We start from the raw sequence: 20,926 nt of genomic DNA, 5'->3' as shown, positions 1-20,926 counted from the left end.
ACTTGGATAAGTCTAGGGGTAATTGTTTCGGCGTTACGCCACCAAGGCCCATGTGGGTGCTCCAAAATAACGCGTCTCGCACGGGACTCTTATGGTTCGAGTTGTCCGAGCAAGGAGGCGCTGCGGGTAGCTTTGGGCTCCTGCAGTTGGCTGCCAATCCACCTCATGGGCCAGTTCGTGATGCCGTCAATCCCAACGCAACTCCAGACAGGGGCACCGTTGGTATCTCGGCCAATGAACCGAACTGGCTGTGGCCCGTCCTCCCACGCGCTGTATGCTGTCGGCGCCGGCTCGGGTACAACCCGATAGTACTTACCGACGACGAGCCCCCAGCGGTTTCTCGGAACCATAGCCCCCCCCCAATTCGAATTCGTGTATGAGAAGGATAGGCACAGTTTGTTGAACACGGGTGCTCCGTGCGAATTCCCCAACGACGCCCGTCGATCCCCCAGTATCTGGGCCGTTGAGCCATTTCCGCATTTTCGGCGTGTCTTCGCGACTGCACTGAAACCCATGGGACGGAAGCTGGAACCCGCGTTGCCATGTGGCGATTGGGGCCCTGCTTGCAGTCTTGGCGTCGTCCCAGATCGGCCACAAAGTGCCATTCGAATTTTCATGGCGAACGTCAGCTTGTATGTGTCCAACAGTCCTTCAAGCAACAGCATTCCGCGGCAGAAGGCCGGTCGTCCATACGACGCTACCCACGCTGCTCCCGGCCCTGTTCGTCCTCGTCCACCCGCCAGCGCCAATATCGGTCGGGCTTGATCCACACGGCATCGGCGGAAATCTTCTTGAACGCAGATAAGACTTCGTTACCTAGCACGAGATTCCCATCCGCGTTTTCACGAAGCAATGCCTCTGCGTTCGCTTTCGTGAGCATGTCGACCGTGTCATCTTGATAGATGCACCCGTCGCGATGCAGCATCTCAAGCATCCAATGAGCAGCCGTGGAGGCAAGCATCACTTTTTCTCGTTTCCAGGCGGGGGGAGGGGTGCCTTCGGTTCGGCTGCAACGAGCTGTTCTTCCTTGAACTCCCCTTGGTCGAGTTTCTTGCCCGCAAACCATTGGCAGTAGTAGGAACGATCCGGCTCCTTGGGGACGATCTTCACCGACATGACGGGACCACCGCCGGTGTTGAGAGTCACAGTTGCTCCGACTTTAAATTTCGGTTTCCAAGTAGCCATAGTCTTCCTGTTTAGTTATGGTAAAACTTAATCATAGCGGTTTACGCGAACTCAGCCGAAGCGGTGCTGGCTCACCTACCTCGAACGTCAAGTGCAAAGTCCAGCATTGAGTTGAAAGCAGCTCCACGACCGACGACGAGGTGATTGCCTACGACAAGCAGATCATTGCGTGGCGAGAGGATTGCAGGGCGAACCCGAATGCTCATCCTTCAGTCGAGCGTCAGATACCGCAGCTAACGATCATCCCGCCACATCGGGCAACTAGATCCACCCGCACCAGCACCATGCAGCCCCCTCCTGGGCTGTATTTTTTTGCCAACGATCGCGTCTCACCTTTGGCGGTTCGGATCAGATTAGAGATCAGTTTGTGTCGCTAGCACCACTGCGAAGGACACGATCTAGCGGAAGCACAAAACGTTTCTGTTCGTCGTGCTACCAATGAGCTTAGGCGAATGTACAAGTGGGACTACCGGCAAAAGAACAAACTCCCAGCCGATATCTCATCAGACCCGTCGAGATCGAGTTTGTCCAGACGCCACTCGTATTCCCAACTCGTCGATTTCTTCTGGTCTTCATCTGTGGAATTTTTACATACATTCGTATCACATATGAGATGAGGAATTGATCAGCAAGTTGCTGTAGTCGTATCGGTATCAGAGAAGATTCACTGTACTGGAAAGAATAGAGGGGAATACGGTACGCGCACTTACCGTTTCTCGAAATTCAAACGGTTCATGTAACCTCAACACGATCAATCACCCGTCTCCGAACATGGCCAGCCAACAGTGCCGGCCTTTTTATTTGCCTAACGAGAAAGGGTAGATCGATCATGGCAAGTTTTCATCACCGAATCAAGAGCGGCAAGAAAGGCTCCGCCACGGATCACAGCGCTTACATCGCCAGACAGGGCAAGCATGGAAAACGCGGAGAAGATCTGGTAGCCACTGACTACGGCAATATGCCTGGCTGGGCAAAAGACGACGCAACATTGTTCTGGAAAGCTAGCGACAGATACGAGCGCGCCAACGGCGCCGTTTACCGCGAGCACGAAATCGCACTACCGGACGAACTCACGCTCGAACAGCAGAAGGAACTCGTTCGGCAACTCGTTCCTGCCCTGGTCAGAAACAAGCCATTTCAATATGCAATTCATGCGCCCGATGCCGCGCTTGGCAGTGGGACAAACTCGCATGTCCACCTAATGTACTCGGATCGTGAAGACGACGGTATCGAACGCTCACCAGAGCAAACATTCCGACGCTATAACGCACAGCATCCCGAGCGCGGTGGCCGCAGGAAGGACAGCGGCGGCAAGAACAGCATGGAACTTCGCGACCAGATGATCGCCACGCGCAAGAAATGCGCGGACATTCAAAATGCTGCGCTGGAGAAATATGGCCACGCCGCTCGTGTCGACCATCGAACATTAAAGGCACAAGGAATCGACCGGGCACCCGAGCACCATCTTGGTCAGGCGCGAATTCGCGGAATGTCGAAAGAAGAGCGGGAAGAGTACGACGCGCGCCGGCAACAGCTTGACGGATCGTAGTCGCGACGAAGTGCCCGACCAGGTCTCTCCGGCATTTTAAAATCGACACACCGCCTATCCAGAAATGCTTTTTCTGCTGTCCAGCCAGCAGAAAAAGCATATTCGGATGGTGCGCGCGTGCCGCTTTTTTAAACATTCCGTAGTGCCCAGTTACACGGGCTGGCGACAGGACACCATGCCGCCTCGGAAGCCAGGCGAACGAATTACAAAAAAGGGAGAAGTCGAGGTGGCACCGTGGGAATTCGTCCTTAGCGCCATGATAGAGGATGCTCGCAACTAGCCGGCAGGCCGTTGCGAGTCGAGGGGGAGGGAAATTGAAACGAGCTGCGCGGCCAAGGCCGTGACCTCTGATATATCAACGCATCAGATCGATCGAGTTTGCCGCCAATTTTTCTCGGCAATTTTCAGTTGGACATATTCAGTCTGCCTTCGAGTCGATGTTGGCGACAGCTTGTGATAAACAGAAATTTCGCCGTTCTGGACGAGCCACGCAACAGCTCGATCGAACAGATCTCGGTCCTTTCGCAGATTGAATTTCGTACAAAAATTCCGCAGCTCGTGCTTGGGGTACTCGAAATTCTGGTTCGCCAAAGTCGGGGTTTCGGGCAGTTCACCGCCGTTGTTCGCTCTCAGTCTCTCCTTCAGTTTTTTTAGTACATGAACCGCAACCTCTGCGATCTGAGCATCGGGATTGAAGATTGCGCGGAACTCGTTGAGGTACCACTCGGTAATTTCAATCGCCGACTCGACGATACGGTCCGGGATTTCCATGCGGCGTTGCTGCTGGCGCCCTGACTCCTCAAAATCAGCCAGGATGGCTGTCTCGAAGAACCAGAAAAGCGCAGCCAACCGCGCGACATGCTCGCCGTAGCGGCTGATGAATTCACGCTCATGCACATGCCTGGCGCCGTCAACAGTTTGCACCTCTTTTTCGTTGACCACGCTGTCCCACAACTGCTGGGCAGCAGGTGAGAAGTGCAGAATCGAGCGCTTTGACGAGCGCTGATCTATATCGACGCGACCATATTCCAGCAAATCGCGGACGCGTTGGTTAAATAATTCGAGCCAGGTGGTCGAACGAGGTATCGAGCGGTCGATGGTACGCTCTCCATACGACGGTTCGGCACGGGCGATCAACGTCCGAGGCAAGAAGCCGATGCCCTTTGCCAACTCTCCCTTTCGCGCAATAAAGCGATCGAAGATATCCGGTTGCACCATCAGCGAAAGTGTCAGGCGTGGATCGGCGACCGCAAAGCTTTCCCGTCTCGTGCGGCCTACCACGTCGATCCGCTGCCCGTCCCACAGCCTATCCAGACGAGCCATATCTGCACTGCTGCGACTTTCAAGCAAGTCGGCAGCCTCGTTTGCAAACCATCCTGCGGACGGCCAGTTCTCATGCAAACTGTGCTGGAGGTCGCGCATTGAGGCTTGCATATACAGTGTCTTGCGCAATTGTGGCGCTTTTTCGGGTGCCTGGCGGCGGATGCCCATCAACTTCTGTTGGACCTCTTCAAGCGCAACTGCAGCCTCTTGCGCTTTGGCCGAAGCACCTGTATAAGCCTTCCGCATCAAACTCGCGTAGGTGCGCTGAAGTGCTCGCTCCTCGTCCTGACTGAATTTACGCTCGCAATCGGAATGAAGTTTTTGCTGCTCGTGTTCAAGCACGGCATCTTCGTCGAGCTGCTGGATCGCTGCCGTAACTGCAAGGTCGGCAGTCGATTTGCGTGCACCGCTGTCTGAAACCGCAAGCAGGAAGAGCGAACAGATCGACGGATCCCCGATGCCGCGGTCGACCATCACGAGGTCCTGGCAGGCCACCGAAACAGCAGAGAGCGCAGACTGGGTAGCCAGCGCTATTGGCACTTTATCGTTCGCGCAGATTTCGAGTACCGCGCCTCGAATCATCTCCGGCAAGGCTTGCCACGGAAAATCACCGGGCGGTTCGTAGTTAGGAAATACCGACTTACGACGGTCGTCGAGGACATCAATTACCACATTTGGATCAAGGTCTACGTTCACGCGACCTCCGTGTCAAGACGACCAAACCGCTCGGCGTACACTCGGTTGAGATGGCCCGCCCGCTGCTGACCGCAACCAAGAAACTTGCGAATCGCCTTTTGCGTCGGACTGAGGCGCCCCGTCGAGACGGCAGAGTGGATACGTACGATCTCGCGTTCGTCGTCGGACAGCGATCCACCTGCATTGGTTGTGTCCATTGCGAGAAGACGCTCGATACCTGCGGCAGGCGCAATGTCCGTCGCGTTGCCCGCCGACCCCGCGACATCCGGTAAAGCGTCCACGCGACTGGCGTAACCCTCTTGACGACCGGACGCGCTCCCAACCACGAGCCAGCTCATGATGGCCGCCCCCTCCAGCACTATAGCCATCGCGACAGCAAACGACAGGGACAACACCGATTCGGTCGCGCCGAGCGACTTGGCGAGATGCGACACTACCGGATCGGAACGCATGCGGTCGCGAAGCGCGTTGCCACGTTCTAACTGTTCAGCGGCGAGATCCGCCGCGACTTCACGGCGCGTTGCCTCACTGGCCTCTACATTCAGCACCGCGAGTTTCGCCGACAATGACGCCTTCCTCGCCTTGAGCTGGACACACGAATCAAAACACGCCTCGGCATCTACACGAGCCAACGCCAAACGTACCTTCGACACGTCCTGCGCGATCTGGAGAGGGTTGCGCACACCCGGCATAGCTACTACCGTCTGCATAGGCTCGTTCGGTACAGCCAGGGCTCGCACATTACCCGCATGCTCTTGCGCCCGCAGGATGAACGCTACCTGGCCGTATGCGACCACGACCAACCCGACAAACCAAAGCACAATTGCCGCCATGCGAGCGGCCCAGCCCAAACGAGGCAACATGGTAGGGGCGAGATGCACAAAAAGAACGGCGACCATCGAGAGAGCGATGCTCACGGCCTGTTCCGCGTGTGTGCCGCCGCGCTCGCCCCCCGAGAGCACCGCGATAAAAATCGACGCCGCGGTAGTGAACAGTGCAAACGCAAGGGCGGTCTTGTTAATGCGAAGACGTTCCATTAGGCAGCCTCCAGCGCCAAACGCACATCAGCAGCGGAAAAGTACCAGCGGCGGCCAAAGCGCCGAGGCTTCAGACCATGAAATGCCCCTTTTTGGGAGATTGCCTTGCGGATCGTCTGAGCCTCGCAACGCAGATACGTCGCAGTTTCCTCGACGGTCCAATTCGGCATGACCAAGAAAGCCGGCGGAGTCACTGCTTGACTGTCCGTGCAGTACGACAGCGATGAGCAGGGACGCAGCGGATTCAACGGCGAGTCAATGAGCGGCACTGCGCTCTCGACAGGAACGGCGAGATGATGATCAGGTTCTATCGCGGGCGGGTGATGCAGCATGTTGTTTTCTCCAAGTCGCGAGCGGTGAGCGGCTCGCTGAACGCCGGGCCATCCATGCCGATCCAGTGAGACCGACGTTGACGACTTGGAGCGGATTGAAAATAACGGCATTTGAAGCGGGCCTCAGCGGTCCGATTGCCGGGTTTATCATTTTTCTTTTAAATCAATCTGTTACGAACAAATGCGAGCATAAAGCCTACCATCACTGCCGGTTTTCCCTGCCGGGTTTTCCTGCCGCATCCCCCGATTTCATAGGTCGGTAGACATCCTCAACCCAGTCAGCCCAATCTTTCCGCCATCGCCGAAGCAACTCGACCTTTTGAAATCTCTCATCTATCGCACGAAAGAAGTCGTGTGCAGATCCCGTGGAAGGTGCGCGCCGAGACTCCAGTACAGCAACCTTCGCGAACTCCAATGGGTCCCACAGTGATTCATTTCCTTTCCCTTTAGAACCCGCATGAAGGCGAATCTTCGGATCCGTAGCCCATTGCGGCGGGTCTTGTAGATACTTCAGCCAATTTCTGCCGGTCTTACGACTGCAGTCATCGTTATCGGCAAATGCGCCAGCCAGATTTCGTGTCGATAGTGCGCAGTCGAGCCGCTTCCCTTGTGTGCCACGCAGCAGATTCCGAGATGCGACTGGGAAATCGCCGTTGACCTGTGGCGTCGAATCAACGGAGGTGCCACCAGCTGACCTCCGGTCCGCCCGGATTTCGCCAATAAGATCGTCCAGCTTTGCCATCATCATTGCTGGTTGAGCGCTTTCCTCTACGTACTGGACGACGTCAACGGGAACCATGCTCTGTGCCGACGATTGGCCGAGGACGTCGAGAAAAATATCAATCCATTCAAACTCGTGAAAGATCGCGTATTGCTCCCTGACCTGATCGTCCAAAAGCCACGCAATGAACTCCCCCGGCGCAACCACGCTTGGACGATGCCCCTCATCTTCGCAATGCTCCTCGAACGCAGCCAGAATTCTGCGCGCTTCGTGGAAACGCGCGTCCCCCAGGCGTCGAATCGCGCCGCCATCCAGCCCTACAGCCCCATGCTCGGGGAACTCAGTGCAGCCCTGCTCGGGACGCAATCCCGCCAGAAGCATCGCGCCCATCGCTGGCGTCCATGCGCTCATATCGAGATAGGTACGCAGCTCGGCATGCACACTCGCACTGGAAGCAATTCGCTCCCGCATCATCTTTGCCTGTACCATAATGCCGACCCTCCTAGACACCGGCTCTCAAAGGTCCGAAGTTTTTGGTTTCTATCGTCCGGCTGCAAGCGCACGCTCAGGGTATGTCGGCATTTTCAGCCACCCACTTACCCGGCCCGGACAGGCGTGTAATTGCCTCGAACAGCAACCGAATGACATCTTCTATATCGGCTGACGGCTGCATTCCATGACCTGCCAGGAACATGATCGTCGTGCGAATCGACGCAAAATTTTGCGCCAGCAGGATCGGATGTACGCGGCTCGGCCCACGAACTCCTGATAGCCAATTCTGAACGGTTCGTTCACTTGCGTGCGTCATGCGCGCAAGTGAACGAACCGCGTGCCGTGACGTTCCGATCTCCGCCGCAGGAACAGACATACGACAGATCTCATAGGCCAGCCGCCACTAAATCGCGCAACAGCGCTGCGCCAAGCTGAACTCGGTCTTGCATGTCGAGTCGGTATCCACTTGACTCGACTTTTGGGATCGTCAGGAGAAGATCAGGGCCAATCCCATGGTCCGTACAAACGCGCGAGAAAGCATCCGCTTGCGAAGGCACCGTAGGGAGAGTGCGGAGTAGCAGCCCCTCTTCTACACACTGGATTTCGATTCCACTCGCCGTGAGACGCATCCAACGCGCCTCTGTCTCATAGCCCGTGAACCAGGGGCCGCCAGCCCAGTGTTGCGCGACCGCTCCTTCGACGGCCGTCTCCTCTACGCCACTTTGCTGCCGAATCGCAGAGAGGTACGGGTCGCGATAGTAGCTGCTCATCGCCGTCTTATCCAGCATGCATACGTTGTAGCCCAGCGCACCTGTCGCGCAGGCATAGATGCCCGAGCGACCTACGCGCATCTCTGGATAGCGCACGAAGTACCAGCGCCAGTCCAAACCGTTCACACCTCCCGAAATCTCCAGCCAGTCATCCGCAAAGGACTTGAGTGCCGACCGTACATCGCCTTTTCGTTCAGCAACAGCGTCGAGTAGGCGTTTCAGCGCGTCGCGTACGTTCACGAGGTGAGCGCGACTTGAACCAGCAAGGATTTCCTCCCGCCACTGAGACATGTTGGAGCCGGAACCGAGTTGCAGGAACCGATGGTTAATGCGCTGGGCGTAGTCCCCTGCGGCGAGCAACGCCCCGGTGAGAGCGGGCAGTATGCTTGAGTTAGCAAAAAGCTCGTGGAAGGCTTGTGCCCGGCGCTCAAACAACGACGCATCAAGCTCGAAGGCAGCCAGACAGCCGCGCAGAAGTGGATGATCTTCGAGATTGAAGAGATGGTGCTCCAGAGCGGGCGCTTTGCTCAACATCTCGGCCTTCAACCGTTCGTCTGCAAGCTGCGCCTGGTTGAAGCTGGTGATGCCGTCAAGCGCGCCTTCGACGATGATTCGGCGCACATCAGAAATCAGCGCTGGCATCTTTTCAGCACGAAGTTCGCTGTTGGATGCCTCAATCAGGTTTCGAAGCACGCGGAGCCTACGTGGAAACTCGGCGGTACCGTTCAACCTGTGTAGTAGCACTGCGTAAAGCAGGAGGGTACGTGGCAAGCTACGGCGCATTTGGCCCTGACAGCACTCGGCAAACAGGTTTACCGTGCTTCCATATATGCCAAACAGGACCACTTTACTGGTGTCAGCCGACTCGAGCGAAACTGTCGCCTGGGAGAATATCTCGGAGAAAGCAGCGGCTATGTCGATATTGCACCAGGTGTCGAAGCAGCGGATGACAAAGTCTAGGTGCGCCTCAGCCGTTGCATTGCCCGGGCCGAAGACGCGCTCTGCAAGCGTCTCCGTGTCGCCAAACGGAAGCCGTCCGTCGTGCCACTCACAGACCTCCGCTAGGAACTGGAAGTAACGGAGAAACTCGTCATCGACGATGTCGTCGGCTCCTCGGAATGGCCACAGCAGGTTAGCCCATACGCCGTCGACTTTTTGCGCGAACTCCTCGACGCGGTCCGGGCAGGAACGTTCTAAGATCTGCTCGAATCGCGCTTTGAAGTTCTCGAACGGCGTAAGAGGTTTGCCACGCGAATTCATCTTGATGTAAAGGTCCTCGCTCAGCCCCATCTGCTCGATCGGCAACAGGTGAAACGAGATCGGCGGCTCCTTGATGTCCACGAGCCGACCCCATGCAGCAGTACAGTCAACGTCAGCGAAGCGCTCGTGGATCGCCTCCAGCATCAGCAGCATCGCTTGGATCGTCGGATCGTGCCGCCACGTGTGCAGGAACCAGTGCTGGTCCTCAAACCACTCGCGCAACTTCACTTCAATTTGCGGCTTCGACTCCACGAGACAGGCGCAGAAACGACGCGCACTGGGACGGGTGGCATACGCGAATTGCTTCCATCCCTGCGCCTTGTCCAGTTGATCCGCCCGCCAAGCGAGGTACCAGTGCAGCAAGAACAGAGTGGTGAGACGCTGCTGACCGTCGAGAGGACGAAGCGTACCGTTCTCGACATCGCCGTAGACGAAGTCGAGGCTGATAGGCATCCCGGTCGTTAGCGCGTCGTACAAGACGTTGAGGAAGTTAGCGCGAATGCGAGCAACGGCTTCGCTGTCTCGCCCCTGCGCGTAATCTCTCTGAATGATCGGGATCTCAATGCGCTCTACCTCCGGTGCGTCCACCGCGCGTCGAGTGAACAGACCGTTATAGGACGTGACGTAGCTCTTCATGACTGCGGCATCTCCATCTTGAGGTAAGCGCCCACACCCCCGCTGGAGGAGAGAATCGCGTTCAAGTAGGATTCTCGGTCCCGCGTGCTCCAGAAGTGGAACTGCTGTGCATCCGCATCCGTGTAGTACTTTAAGAAGACTTGGCGCGTGCAGATCGGGATGTATGCCCCACGTCGATCGAGTTCGAGGATGCGTCGCCGCTTTACCTCGAAGACCGCGTTATTCAAGGCGCTGTTATGACCACTTGCAAGAAGCGCGAGGTTAGACACTGAATGAACCGAGTGCGCCATGACCGCATTCGGCGCGTCAGCGAGCGTGAATACTGCTGTTATTTCACGCGCCAGCGCTTGGAAAACCTGTCGGTCGATCTTATCGCCGACATCGTCGATCCGGTGGAGAAGTTCTTCCCGTCGAAGTTCGTCGAGTGACGGAAGATCTGCGAGCGCCTCGCGGTGAAGCCGGAGCCATTCCTTCCACTGCTCAGCCTTGGTTAGGTTTTCCGCCTGCTGCGCATGGATATGCTCAAGCGACCATGTTTGGCGGCGATGGATACGGAAGGAGTAGCGCTCGGTCGAGTCCTTCATTCGCCGTACCGTCTCGACGTTCATCAAGAGAAGCAGGCGCGAGCACTTGTGTGCATCGGACTCGTAGTTCAGTGCTGCGACCCCAGAAGGCGTAAGGTCGAGGCTATCGCAAATCCGCGCGTCGAGCAGAGTTCCGAATTCGCTTTTCGTCTTGCCGGACGCAAGCGCGACAAGGTCGCTAAACCGCTGCCCCACGGCCACGAGGTAGCCGATTTTGTGGTAGTGATCCCGGCTTTCGTACCACCCCAAAACGAGCGCGTGGAGTTGGACCACGTCGTTCCAGACCGCCTCCATTCCACTCTTCTCCACCTTGTCCCTCAGGACGTCGAAGGTATGGAACCGCGGACGTAGTCGACCGCGGGGTCCACCCGCAAGGGTGTCGAGTAGCAGCGTTATCCGCGTCGGGCTATCTGCAGCCGCCTCGTCTGCGACAAACGCCCAGACGTCGGGGTGATGGAGATCACGCTCGATGCTATCCCATTGCGCAGCGATCTCATGAATTCTGTCCGAGGTTCCAGCTCCTCCCCGACTTTGGGAAAGCAAGAGCGCCTTGAACAGTTCCGCGTCCGTAAGCGGAATTCTCCCAACGTTAAGGCGCGTGAAGAGTGTCGTCGAATCCAGCTCCTTCGGCGCCTCATACCAGATCACGCGCACACTTTTGCAAAGGTAACGAAAGACGTCGTCGGCAACTTCTTGCCGCTTGAGAGGCGTTGGGCCCTTTTGCTCGAACCACTTTTGGATGCAAGCGTGCGCTGCATGCAGATGAAAGAAATCGATGTTGCTGTTGGCAAGCGCGGGGTCCAGTTCTTGTAAGTAGTCCCGGGTCTGCGTCTTCGTGTCGTAGCTGATGGAGTACTGCGGGCCGACATTCTTGAGGCCCGCGCGCTGCATATATACGAAAATCAGGTACAACGTCGTCAGTCGCTGCTGGCCGTCGACCAGCTCCCAAACGGTTTCGTTGTCGCGTTTCACGACCACCGGCTGCAGACTGTAGGGTTCTCCCTTGCTCTCCCAGATATCGTTAAGCAGGCGCTCCACCTCGAGCTTGCCCCAGCGATACCCCCGCTGATATCTAGCGACACGGAATGAGCCTACGATGTCACCAATAAGCCGGAGCTCAAGAATTGCAGTATCTATGCTCATTTGTCCCCTTCGCTCCCCTTTACCGATTCGTGATTCTCAATGATCGGAAGCATACGGGCAATGACAAAGCCATTCGAATTGGATGGCCACATGCTGACCCTTTCATGGGCCGAACTGTCTGGTCGACGGTAGTTTGCTGATGAAACCATCAGAATTTCGACTGTCAGGATCGACCGCGTTGCGCGCGTAGGTGGTTGCCGCCGCCGTAGCGCTTCGCAGCAGGATCATCGATACAGCGGCATGCCGCACCGGTATTTACTGGTGAGAGTTCCGTGAGCCCGCGGGGAATGGTCCACGCCGGCGTCGGCATAACGTTGATGCCAAGGCCGCGACAGGAAAGCAGCGGGACATATACTCGCCGCGTGGCGAAGGACATGGAATAAGGTTGACCAAATCCGGTTACACAGCGGTTACACGCCCCGCAGAAACATAAAAGGGTTACAGGCAAATCACCTGTAACCCTTTGATTTTATTGGTGGAGCGGAGGAGGATCGAACTCCCGACCTTCGCATTGCGAACGCGACGCTCTCCCAGCTGAGCTACCGCCCCAACGAAGCTGCAATTCTGTCACGGGGTTATGGGTTTGACAAGAGCCCCATCGAAAGCCCCATCGACAGGAAAAACCCCAACCCCGGCAACTACTTAGCCTCACCCGCCGCGGAAGTAGGCGCCCCGGCCAGCACCCAAGCGACGACGGTATGAATATCGGCGTCGCTCATCCTGGGGTGGGAAGGCATGGGAATGACGCCCCAAACCCCAGAGCCGCCATCCCTAACCTTTTTCTCGAGCCGCCCTTGCGCCTGCCCATCCCCTTTGTACTTACTGGCGATATCCCGAAACGCAGGGCCCACAAGCTTCCGATCGACGGTATGACACCCGAGACAAGCGTTTTGCTTAGCGATCTCGAGCCCGGCGGGCCCCGAAGCGGCCCAACCCGCCCCAGACCACCCCGCCGCGACGGCAACGCCAACCACAGCGCAAACCCGCCCCAGCGCCCGGAACCCCATCACTTCACCTGCCCCGTACTACCCGGATGCACCTGCGTGGAATTACTAACAGGCGCCGGCGTCGCCGAGCTATCGAGCGGCTTCTCCGTCACCCCACCGCCAATCGGCACAGCGCCCACCGTCGGCTGCGCATCCGCCGACTGCGCCGAGCTAGGCGCACTCGCCGCCTGCCCCGCCGTCGCCGCCACAGCCTGCGCCTGCTCCGGCTGCACATACTGGAAAACCTTCACAACCTTCTTCACACCCGGAACATTCGCCGCAACAGCCGCCCCAAGGTCCCCCTCATGCTGCGTCACGAGCCCCATCAAATAGATGTTCCCGGCCTCGCCCACCACCTTGAAGTCGTTCGCCGAGATCCCTTTCTCGGCGATCAACATCGTCTTCACGCGCGTCACGAGGTAAGAATCGTTCGCCCGATCCGAAAAATCGGTCACCGGCCCAACCGCGAGTTCATTGACGATCGCCTCGACATCGCCCACCCCGCGGGCAATCTGCTCGGCCTGCTGCTTGACCGCATCCGACGGCACTTCGCCCGTCAACAACACCCGCCGATTGAATACGGTCACGTCCACATGCGCCGAATCGCCGAGCTGGTTGGCGATTTGCGAATACGCCTTCACCTGAATCTCGCGGTCGGCCGTTTGCGTGCCCAACGTGCGTCGATCGGTCGCCATCAGCGCCCCGCCGCCCGCCGCGCCGGCCACCGCCAACACACAACCTTGCAGCGACGCCACCAATGCAGCCGCCGTCGCTACCGTCAGCGTGCTCCGCACAAGCGTCTTCGTGACGCGATTTGCCTTCATCAACGAACTCCCCTTCGAAGTCAATCTTCGCCGAGCAACATGGCATCGATGCCGTCGCACAAGCAGTGAATGGCCAACACATGCACTTCGTGAACCCGCGCCGCCCGCTGCGACGGCACGCAAATCTGTATGTCAGTTTCGATGAGCGCTTCGCCCACCTTGCCGCCGCCAGCGCCCGTCAGCGCAATCACGAACATCTCGCGTTCGTGCGCCTCGGCAATCGCTTCGAGCAGGTTCGCTTCGCCGCCCTGCGGTGCCACCACGAACAGCACGTCGCCCGCATGCCCGAGCGCACGAAGCTGTTTGGCGTAGACGGTATCGAACGCGCCGCCCGCGGCGAGCGCGGTCAGCACCGTGGAATCGGCCGTCAAGGCGATCGCGGGCAAGCTGGGGCGCTCCCGCTCGAAACCCGCGGTGAGTTGAGCGGCGAAGCGCTGCGCCTCGGCCGCGCCGCCGCCGTTGCCGCACGCAAATATCCGGTTGCCGTTCGCGAGCGCGCCGAACATCGTGTCGATGGCAGCGGCGATCGGCATCGAAAGGGCGTCCAGCGCCTCCATTTTCAATGCCGCGCTTTCGCGAAAATGCTGTTGAATTCGTTCGACTGACATCGTTTCTCTGCTATGCCGGCCCCGCGGACCCGCGGCCGTTTCGTCAGCGCGCAAGTTTACCGTACTCGCCGCACGTTTTAGTTTTAAGAGCCGTCCTCTCGAAAGGCATCGCGCAGCCAAACGAGCCGCGGCCCCTCGAACACCACCGCATCGAAGCGGCACGGGCACGCGCTGTCGCCCCGCATCGCTAAAAAATAGCGCGCCGCCAGCAGAATGCGCCGCCGCTTGTGTACGCCGATGCTCGCCGCCGCACCGCCGTACCGGTTCCCGGCCCGCGCCCGCACTTCGACGAACACCAGCGCACCGTCCCGGTCGCGCATGACAAGATCGATCTCCCCGCCCCGGCAAGTGACGTTACGCGCCACCAACCGCATGCGCTGCCGGCGCAGGAAGTCGAGCGCCTGCGTTTCGAACACGGCCCCGATGCGTTTCGACTCGCGCCGTCCGGAAAAGTTGTCGGCGCTTTGAAGCCCGCCGGTTCCTTGCTGGCTCGGCGCCCGGCCGCGCGCCGCTCCCTCCTGCCGCGCGTGGCACAATGGCGGCCTTCCCTCGCTCGTTCGCGTCTCTCGCTTCATGTCCGACCTCCTCGATCTCGCGCAGCGGCAGCAATACCCGTCCGCCACGCTGTACGTCATTGCGACGCCGATCGGCAATGCCGCCGACATCACGCTGCGCGCGCTGCACGTGCTCGGTCTCGTCGATCGCATCGCGGCCGAGGACACGCGCAATACCGGGCAACTGCTCGGCCTCTACGGCATCTCGAAGCCGCTCCTAGCCGTGCACGAGCACAACGAACGGGAAGCGGCCGAACGCGTCGTCGAGTGCCTGCGCGCCGGCGAACGCGTCGCCTACGTGTCCGACGCCGGCACGCCCGGCGTGTCCGATCCCGGCGCCAAGCTGGTCGACGCTGTCCGCACAGCCGGCTTCGAAGTCGTTCCGCTACCCGGTGCGAGCGCGGTCACGACAGCCGTCTCCGCCGCCGGCGACTTCGTCGGCGCGTTCTCGTTCCTCGGCTTCCTCCCGACGAAAGCCAAGCAGCGCGCCGCCCATTTGCAGTCGCTCATGGCGCATCCGCATGCGATGGTCTTCTATGAAGCGCCGCACCGCATCGTCGAAACCGTGCAAGCGCTGGCCGATACGCTCGGCGGCGACCGGCAACTCGTGATTGCACGCGAACTGACGAAGCTACACGAGGCGATTCATCGATGCACCCTGGCCGAAGGGCCAAGCTGGCTCACAGCCGATCCGAATCGCCAACGCGGGGAGTTCGTGCTCGTCGTGCAAGGCGCACCGGCACAGACAGAGCAGGACGAAACGGCTCACGATGCTTTGCTCTTGCTCTTGCTCGAAGAAGTGTCCGTGAGCAGCGCGGCACGGCTCGCCGCTTCGATCACGGGCGCGTCGCGAAACTCGCTGTATTCGCGGGCGCTCGAGCTGTCGAAGGAAGATCGCTGAACATTACTCGCGTGAAAGGGGCCGGCGCGCCCCGGGCTCAATCGTAAAGATGCCCACGTAACCGACGGTTCGTCCAGATTAATTAGTAGTCCTGATAAGTCTCACCGTTCACGCATCCTGCCATCAGGAATGCAGCCTCACATGCCTCTGCAGGCAAAGGCTAGCGCTCAGATTTCGTTAGTAGTCCTGAATATCCTCACCTAAAGAAAAACAGCGCCCCGAGAGGCGCTGTCCTAGCTCGATCCTACAACCCGAGCGAAACCCTAAACGACTAAAACAAAAACCCGACTAGTTGCCCGAATCCTTCGGCGCATTGTTGCTAGCCAGCATTTCCGCGCGCTCGGCACGCGCTTGTTCCTGCGTGAGCCCTTCGATCGTGACGCGCGCCGTACCGGCATGCGCCAAGCCGAGCAGCTTCGCCGCCGCATACGAGAGGTCGATCACCCGCCCACGCACGTACGGGCCACGGTCGTTGATCTTCACGACCACGGTCTTATGGTTCGACATGTTCGTGACACGGACGTACGACGCCAGCGGCAGCGTTTTGTGTGCGGCCGTCATCGCATTCATGTTGTAGCGCTCGCCGCTCGCCGTGCGCCGGCCGACGAACCGGCCGCCGTACCACGAAGCGCGGCCGACTTGCTTGAAGTCGGAAATGTCGGGCGTGCCGTCGTCCAGCGGCTTCGCTCCGGCCAGCGACTTGTCGCCGGCGGTAGGCGGCAGGGCCGTCGCGCTGCCGAATGCCACAGGCGCGTTCGCGCCCTGCGCGGCGGCGGGAACGGTGCTTGCGCTCCCGGTTTGGGTGGCCGTCGGCTGCATGGCGCAGCCCGTAAAGGCGCCGAAGACAAAAAGAATCCCCAGCGATCGACGAAATCGATGTTTCATATGACGTTTTGCCAATCTGTCGAGCCGCGGCAACCAGCGTTTCGCTGTGCGTACGGCTCGGGCGATCGAGTACGAGACGCCACCCACGCTTAAAGCGTGTGTCGCGACAAGGCACTCGGCTGCGGCCACTTTCGGCCGCATTCAGCCCGGTTGGTATTCACGTCTGGCGCGGCTGTCCCCTTCAGCCTGACCAGACCCCACACGCCGCCATCGAACATGGCAACCACGTTCTTGCGCGCCCGAAGGCACGAGGAACAGCGGCGTAGGCCTGCCCAGCGTTCCGGCCGAAGGCCGTGTCAGGCGCGCGGCGCCTGGCTGGACAAGACGTGTGCATCGAACTTCGTCGATACGGAAACGAAGCCGCGCAACGCACGACTTCGGACTTCATTGACAGCGACCGGCATGCTCGAGTTCACGCAAGGGCCGGATCGCCGGTAGAGCTGCGCGGACCTCATGGGAGGGCTTCCCGCGCAAAAGCTACTGCATTATACCAGAAAGAAGGAGCAATCTCGACTGCAGGCTCCGTTCCCTCATTGATTCTGCCTATGGCCGCAACAATGCAAATTGAGTAGCAGCCGTTCGGCCAAGCAGCGCGGGCGTGACGCGGCTGGTACCATCTTTCTTTTTGCCGTTCCCGGATGCCCCGATGAAGGTTTTCGTCATTCCCGTCACGCCGTTTCAGCAGAACTGTTCGCTCGCCATCTGCGAGGCGACGCAGCGCGCGGCCATCGTCGATCCGGGCGGCGATCTCGAACTGATCCAGCGCGCCGTGGCCGAGCACGGCGCCACCGTTGAAAAGATCCTGCTCACGCACGGCCACGTCGATCACTGCGCCGGTGCGAAAGCGCTCGCCACGCATTACGGCGTGCCGATCGAAGGGCCGCATATCGACGAGCGGTTTTGGATCGACCAGTTGCCCGATCAAAGCGTGCGCTTCGGCTTTCCGGCCGCGCAAGCCTTCGAGTCCGACCGCTGGCTGGACGATGGCGACACCGTGCAATTCGGCGACGAAACGCTCGACGTCTACCACTGCCCCGGGCATACGCCCGGCCACGTCGTGTTCGTCAGTGCGCGCCATCGCATCGCCTTCGTCGGCGATGTGCTCTTCGCCGGTTCGATCGGCCGTACCGATTTCCCGCGCGGCAATCACGCCGATCTCATCCGTTCGATTCGCACGAAGCTCTGGCCGCTCGGCGACGACATCACGTTCGTCCCCGGCCACGGCCCGACGTCGACGTTCGGCGAGGAGCGGCGCACGAATCCTTATGTCGCCGATGGGGTGAGCGCATGACGTCCGAAATCTATGTGAGCACCGATATCGAGGCCGACGGCCCGATCCCCGGCCCCCATTCGATGTTGAGCTTCGCATCGGCGGCCTACACCGAAGACAAGCAGTTGATCGGCACGTTCTCGGCCAATCTCGACACGCTGCCCGGCGCGCAACCCCACCCTGTGCAAGCGGCCTGGTGGAAAACGCAGCCGGAAGCCTGGGCGGCCTGCCGCCAGGATCTGCGGCGTCCCGAGGAAGCGCTAGTCGCCTACGTGGAGTGGGTGGAGGCGCTACCGGGCAAGCCTGTCTTCGTAGGCATGCCGGCAGGCTTCGATTTCACGTTCATGTTTTGGTACATGATGCGTTTTACGGGTCGTTGCCCGTTTTCGTGGTCGGCGCTCGATATCAAGACACTAGCCTTTGCGATGACGGGGCTGCCGTATCGGAAGTGCATCAAGCCGCGCATGCCGAAACACTGGTTCGACGATCATCCCCATACGCACGTGGCGCTGGACGACGCAATCGAGCAAGGCGCCCTGTTTTGCAACATGCTCAAGGACTTGCGCACGATCCAACAAACGGCCGCCACGGCCGCGGAAGCCAAAGCACGGGCAGAGGAAGTCGCTGCCAGTGGTATTAGTCAAAACGACGCTGAGAGCCCGCCAAATTAGGGAAAATCCCTCACTTTCCCGTCATTCGATTGCCTTTTGTTTCTTCCGCCACTAATATCGGCTTCAGTGGCTGTCGTAAAGGGAGGCGCGGATGGCGCTCGACACGTTTTCTCAAAAGATCCTGCGCCTATTGCAGCTGGATGCGCGGCGTTCGGTGCAGGAGATTTCCGATCAAGTCGGACTGTCGAGTACGCCTTGTTGGCGGCGCATCAAGGACATGGAGCAGTCGGGCATCATTCAGCGCTACACGGCGCTGCTCGATCGCGAGAAACTCGGCCTGCATGTCTGCGCGCTCGCGCATATTCATTTGACGCGGCATACCGAAGGCGGTGTCGAGCAGTTCGAGCGCGAGATTTCCACGTGCCCCGAAGTGACCGAATGCTATAGCACGACGGGCGAAGCCGATTACATTCTTAAGATCGTCGCCCCCGACATCAAAGCCTACGACGCCTTCTTGCACGATCGTATCTTCAAAATCCCCGCGGTTGCGCAAGTGCGCACGAGCGTCGTGCTGCGCGAAATCAAATTCGATACGCAGTTGCCGCTCTGAGGGTCAATCGCGCGTGCCCGCGTGAGCGGCGATGTTGCGTCAATCGATCAGATCGAGCCCATCGCGCCAATCGGCCGAATCCGCATCGCCCCCCCCCCGATGGCAGCGATCACGCATGCCCCGGCGCACGCACCTTCGCGGCGCCGAGTTCCCGTTGAAGCGTGACGCGACGCGCGCCCAACTTCGCCTTCAGCGCCGTCAGGTCGAGCCGCTCGATCAGCTCGGCATCGTGCTCGCGGTCGGCCAAGGGTTCGGCCGCGAGGGTAATGTCGAGGTCCAGCCCCGTACTCAGATAGTGCACGTTCAGATTCGCAGTGCGTAAGCCGTATTGCGCGAGTTCGGCGTCCACCAGCGCCGCCACGGCCGCGCGCGCCGGCAAGCGCGCAGGCGGATGCGCCAGCGCATCGTTTTCGGGATCGACGTGAATCAGCGCGTCGAGCACGCGCTTGTCCGTCATGACTTTCATCCGCGCGGATTCCGCAATGTAATGGCCTTCGGAGACGGAGATGAACGGGTCCACAAGGATGTGCGCGTCGACAAGCGCCAAATCCCCCGTCTTGCGGGTGCGCAGCTCGTGGACGTCGCGCACACCGGGCGTGGCCAGCAGCAGCCGGCGGATATCGGCGGTGGCGGTTTCGTCCAGCGCCCGGTCCGAGAGGTCTTGCAGCGCATCCCAGCCGAACACCCAGCCCATGCGCGCCACCAAGAACCCGACGATCGCGGCGGCGATCGGGTCCAGCAAGCGCACCCCGAACAGGCTACCGACGATACCGACTGCGACGACGAGCGACGAGGCAGCATCCGAGCGTGCGTGCCACGCGTTCGCGATCAGCATCGCGGATCGTACGCGTTCCGCCTGGCGCAGCATGAATCGGAACAGCGCTTCTTTCGAGACGAGCACGAGCAGAGCCACCACCAAGGCGCTCACGTGCACGGCCGGGATGTTCTCCAAATCGGCCAAGCGCGTGCCCGCACGCCACAGCATGCCGACGCCGACCGCAACCAACAGCGCGCCGAGAAACAGCGATGCCACGGTCTCGTATCGAGCATGCCCGTAGTTGTGATCGGCATCCGGCTTCTCGGCGCTGGCCCGGTTGGCGATCAGCACAATGAAATCGGAGATGAGGTCGGCCAGCGAGTGGATGCCGTCGGCGATCAACGCCTGCGAATGGGCGAAGAAACCTATCGTGACCTGCAAACTCATGAGGACGATGTTGACCCCGACGCTCGCAAACGTACTCTTGCGCGCGACGGCTTGTTTTTCTCCGGATGGGAGTTCGATGGCGGGATGGGAATGCATCGGAAACGGTAGACGACAGGTTGTTTACCATTCGATTGTATCAAGCAGCGCGCGGCAGCGCTGTGACAGCTTGCGTCGTTTTTCTTTTTAAATCAGAAGGTTATGAGAACGCAACGCATTCTTATTCGCGTCTCGCCCGGCCTTGCATGCTTTCTGTAACCATAGCCGGAATCGAACGAAGCTGACGAAATAGAAAGATTCATTAGACGAGAAAAACCGCGCACCCGGACAGGTTACGCGGTTCTCTTTTAGGCAGCTGCTCGCAATAACGCCGGCGCACCGGCCGCCATTGCCAATCGGCCTATTACTTTTGAATCAGGAACTGGTCGCGATCCTGACCGGCAATCCACCGGGGCGGCTTGCCGCGGCCCGACCACGTATTGCCGCTCGCGGGATCCCGATATTTCGGCGCCACGCCGGCACGGGGACGCCCCACCTTCGCGTGCTTGCCGCGGCCACCGCCGAGTTCGGCAAGCGTAATGCCGTAGTCGGCCATTTTCTGTTTGATCTCGTTCAGCACTTCGGCGTATTCGCGCGCCTTCGCCTCTTCGATCTGCTTCTCCAACTTCTCTCGTTGGGCGAGAAGTTCCTTGTAAGAAGACATATGTTCCCTTGTGGTTTCGGTAAATGGCTCCGATCTCTAGCCGGT

The 20,926-nt window shown here is 59.4% G+C and carries 21 protein-coding genes and 1 tRNA gene; 5 read left to right on the top strand and 17 right to left on the bottom strand.

The window, feature by feature from the left end; genetic code table 11:
* Window positions 1–697: 697 nt before the first annotated feature.
* Entirely contained in the window at window positions 698–961 is a 264-nt protein-coding gene (locus ACTHN9_RS08785; RefSeq protein WP_440536367.1) for a DUF6953 family protein, read from the bottom strand.
* Complete coding sequence (locus ACTHN9_RS08780) at window positions 961–1,185, bottom strand: DUF2158 domain-containing protein (RefSeq protein ID WP_440536366.1); 225 nt, start codon at window positions 1,183–1,185, stop codon at window positions 961–963. The genes ACTHN9_RS08785 and ACTHN9_RS08780 overlap by 1 nt, the downstream gene beginning before the upstream one ends.
* A gap of 829 nt (window positions 1,186–2,014) precedes the next feature.
* Between ACTHN9_RS08780 and ACTHN9_RS08775 the strand changes: the two genes are divergently transcribed.
* Window positions 2,015–2,734, top strand: a complete 720-nt coding sequence (locus tag ACTHN9_RS08775; protein ID WP_440536365.1) for a MobA/MobL family protein — start codon at window positions 2,015–2,017, stop codon at window positions 2,732–2,734.
* Between the two features lie 363 nt (window positions 2,735–3,097).
* On the opposite strand, the gene ACTHN9_RS08770 is transcribed toward ACTHN9_RS08775, so the two are convergent.
* The 12 genes from ACTHN9_RS08770 to ACTHN9_RS08715 all read right to left on the bottom strand — a co-directional run bounded on the left by ACTHN9_RS08770 (window position 3,098) and on the right by ACTHN9_RS08715 (window position 14,682).
* Window positions 3,098–4,753, bottom strand: coding sequence for a DUF3987 domain-containing protein (locus ACTHN9_RS08770; RefSeq protein WP_440536364.1), 1,656 nt, complete (start codon window positions 4,751–4,753; stop codon window positions 3,098–3,100).
* Entirely contained in the window at window positions 4,750–5,790 is a 1,041-nt protein-coding gene (locus tag ACTHN9_RS08765) for a hypothetical protein (protein ID WP_440536363.1), read from the bottom strand. Before ACTHN9_RS08765 ends, ACTHN9_RS08770 begins: the two co-directional genes overlap by 4 nt.
* Window positions 5,790–6,122: a helix-turn-helix domain-containing protein gene (locus tag ACTHN9_RS08760; protein ID WP_440536362.1), complete on the bottom strand. Its 333-nt coding sequence runs from the start codon at window positions 6,120–6,122 to the stop codon at window positions 5,790–5,792. The genes ACTHN9_RS08765 and ACTHN9_RS08760 overlap by 1 nt, the downstream gene beginning before the upstream one ends.
* Before the next feature lie 202 nt (window positions 6,123–6,324).
* Window positions 6,325–7,332: a hypothetical protein gene (locus tag ACTHN9_RS08755; RefSeq protein WP_440536361.1), complete on the bottom strand. Its 1,008-nt coding sequence runs from the start codon at window positions 7,330–7,332 to the stop codon at window positions 6,325–6,327.
* Between the two features lie 76 nt (window positions 7,333–7,408).
* Window positions 7,409–7,711, bottom strand: coding sequence for a hypothetical protein (locus ACTHN9_RS08750; protein WP_440536360.1), 303 nt, complete (start codon window positions 7,709–7,711; stop codon window positions 7,409–7,411).
* Between the two features lie 10 nt (window positions 7,712–7,721).
* Window positions 7,722–10,001 carry a DUF262 domain-containing protein gene (locus ACTHN9_RS08745; protein WP_440536359.1) on the bottom strand — a complete coding sequence of 760 codons (2,280 nt, stop codon included), beginning with the start codon at window positions 9,999–10,001 and terminating at the stop codon, window positions 7,722–7,724.
* A complete protein-coding gene (locus ACTHN9_RS08740) occupies window positions 9,998–11,728 on the bottom strand; it encodes a DUF262 domain-containing protein (protein WP_440536358.1) in 1,731 nt (576 codons plus the stop codon). The genes ACTHN9_RS08745 and ACTHN9_RS08740 overlap by 4 nt, the downstream gene beginning before the upstream one ends.
* A gap of 473 nt (window positions 11,729–12,201) precedes the next feature.
* Window positions 12,202–12,277: transfer RNA gene (locus ACTHN9_RS08735), tRNA-Ala, on the bottom strand.
* A gap of 89 nt (window positions 12,278–12,366) precedes the next feature.
* Window positions 12,367–12,735, bottom strand: coding sequence for a c-type cytochrome (locus tag ACTHN9_RS08730; RefSeq protein WP_440536357.1), 369 nt, complete (start codon window positions 12,733–12,735; stop codon window positions 12,367–12,369).
* Window positions 12,735–13,538 (bottom strand): BON domain-containing protein, encoded by an 804-nt coding sequence (locus ACTHN9_RS08725; RefSeq protein WP_440536356.1) that lies wholly within the window; start codon window positions 13,536–13,538, stop codon window positions 12,735–12,737. Before ACTHN9_RS08725 ends, ACTHN9_RS08730 begins: the two co-directional genes overlap by 1 nt.
* Before the next feature lie 20 nt (window positions 13,539–13,558).
* Window positions 13,559–14,146 (bottom strand): SIS domain-containing protein, encoded by a 588-nt coding sequence (locus ACTHN9_RS08720; protein WP_440536355.1) that lies wholly within the window; start codon window positions 14,144–14,146, stop codon window positions 13,559–13,561.
* A gap of 83 nt (window positions 14,147–14,229) precedes the next feature.
* Entirely contained in the window at window positions 14,230–14,682 is a 453-nt protein-coding gene (locus tag ACTHN9_RS08715) for a YraN family protein (RefSeq protein WP_440536397.1), read from the bottom strand.
* A 37-nt stretch (window positions 14,683–14,719) separates the two neighbouring features.
* Between ACTHN9_RS08715 and rsmI the strand changes: the two genes are divergently transcribed.
* Window positions 14,720–15,601 (top strand): 16S rRNA (cytidine(1402)-2'-O)-methyltransferase, encoded by an 882-nt coding sequence (gene rsmI / locus ACTHN9_RS08710; RefSeq protein WP_440536354.1) that lies wholly within the window; start codon window positions 14,720–14,722, stop codon window positions 15,599–15,601.
* A gap of 288 nt (window positions 15,602–15,889) precedes the next feature.
* Here rsmI and ACTHN9_RS08705 read toward each other — a convergent pair whose 3' ends face one another.
* Entirely contained in the window at window positions 15,890–16,486 is a 597-nt protein-coding gene (locus ACTHN9_RS08705) for a septal ring lytic transglycosylase RlpA family protein (RefSeq protein WP_440536353.1), read from the bottom strand.
* Window positions 16,487–17,132: 646 nt separating this feature from the next.
* Here ACTHN9_RS08705 and ACTHN9_RS08700 point away from each other — a divergent pair.
* The 3 genes from ACTHN9_RS08700 (at window position 17,133) to ACTHN9_RS08690 (ending at window position 18,977) form a co-directional block, all read left to right on the top strand.
* A complete protein-coding gene (locus ACTHN9_RS08700) occupies window positions 17,133–17,777 on the top strand; it encodes an MBL fold metallo-hydrolase (RefSeq protein ID WP_440536352.1) in 645 nt (214 codons plus the stop codon).
* Window positions 17,774–18,427, top strand: coding sequence for an exonuclease (locus ACTHN9_RS08695; protein ID WP_440536351.1), 654 nt, complete (start codon window positions 17,774–17,776; stop codon window positions 18,425–18,427). Before ACTHN9_RS08700 ends, ACTHN9_RS08695 begins: the two co-directional genes overlap by 4 nt.
* Before the next feature lie 91 nt (window positions 18,428–18,518).
* Window positions 18,519–18,977, top strand: a complete 459-nt coding sequence (locus tag ACTHN9_RS08690) for an Lrp/AsnC family transcriptional regulator (protein ID WP_115534067.1) — start codon at window positions 18,519–18,521, stop codon at window positions 18,975–18,977.
* A 109-nt stretch (window positions 18,978–19,086) separates the two neighbouring features.
* On the opposite strand, the gene ACTHN9_RS08685 is transcribed toward ACTHN9_RS08690, so the two are convergent.
* Window positions 19,087–20,277, bottom strand: a complete 1,191-nt coding sequence (locus ACTHN9_RS08685; RefSeq protein ID WP_440536350.1) for a cation diffusion facilitator family transporter — start codon at window positions 20,275–20,277, stop codon at window positions 19,087–19,089.
* 304 nt (window positions 20,278–20,581) lie between these two features.
* Window positions 20,582–20,881: an H-NS histone family protein gene (locus tag ACTHN9_RS08680; RefSeq protein ID WP_206950765.1), complete on the bottom strand. Its 300-nt coding sequence runs from the start codon at window positions 20,879–20,881 to the stop codon at window positions 20,582–20,584.
* Window positions 20,882–20,926: the final 45 nt, after the last annotated feature.

It is taken from the genome of Trinickia sp., assembly GCF_051953405.1.
Lineage (GTDB): Bacteria > Pseudomonadota > Gammaproteobacteria > Burkholderiales > Burkholderiaceae > Trinickia.
The sequence above is the reverse complement of the archived record's forward strand: the minus strand, read 5'-3'. Positions and strand labels throughout refer to the sequence as shown.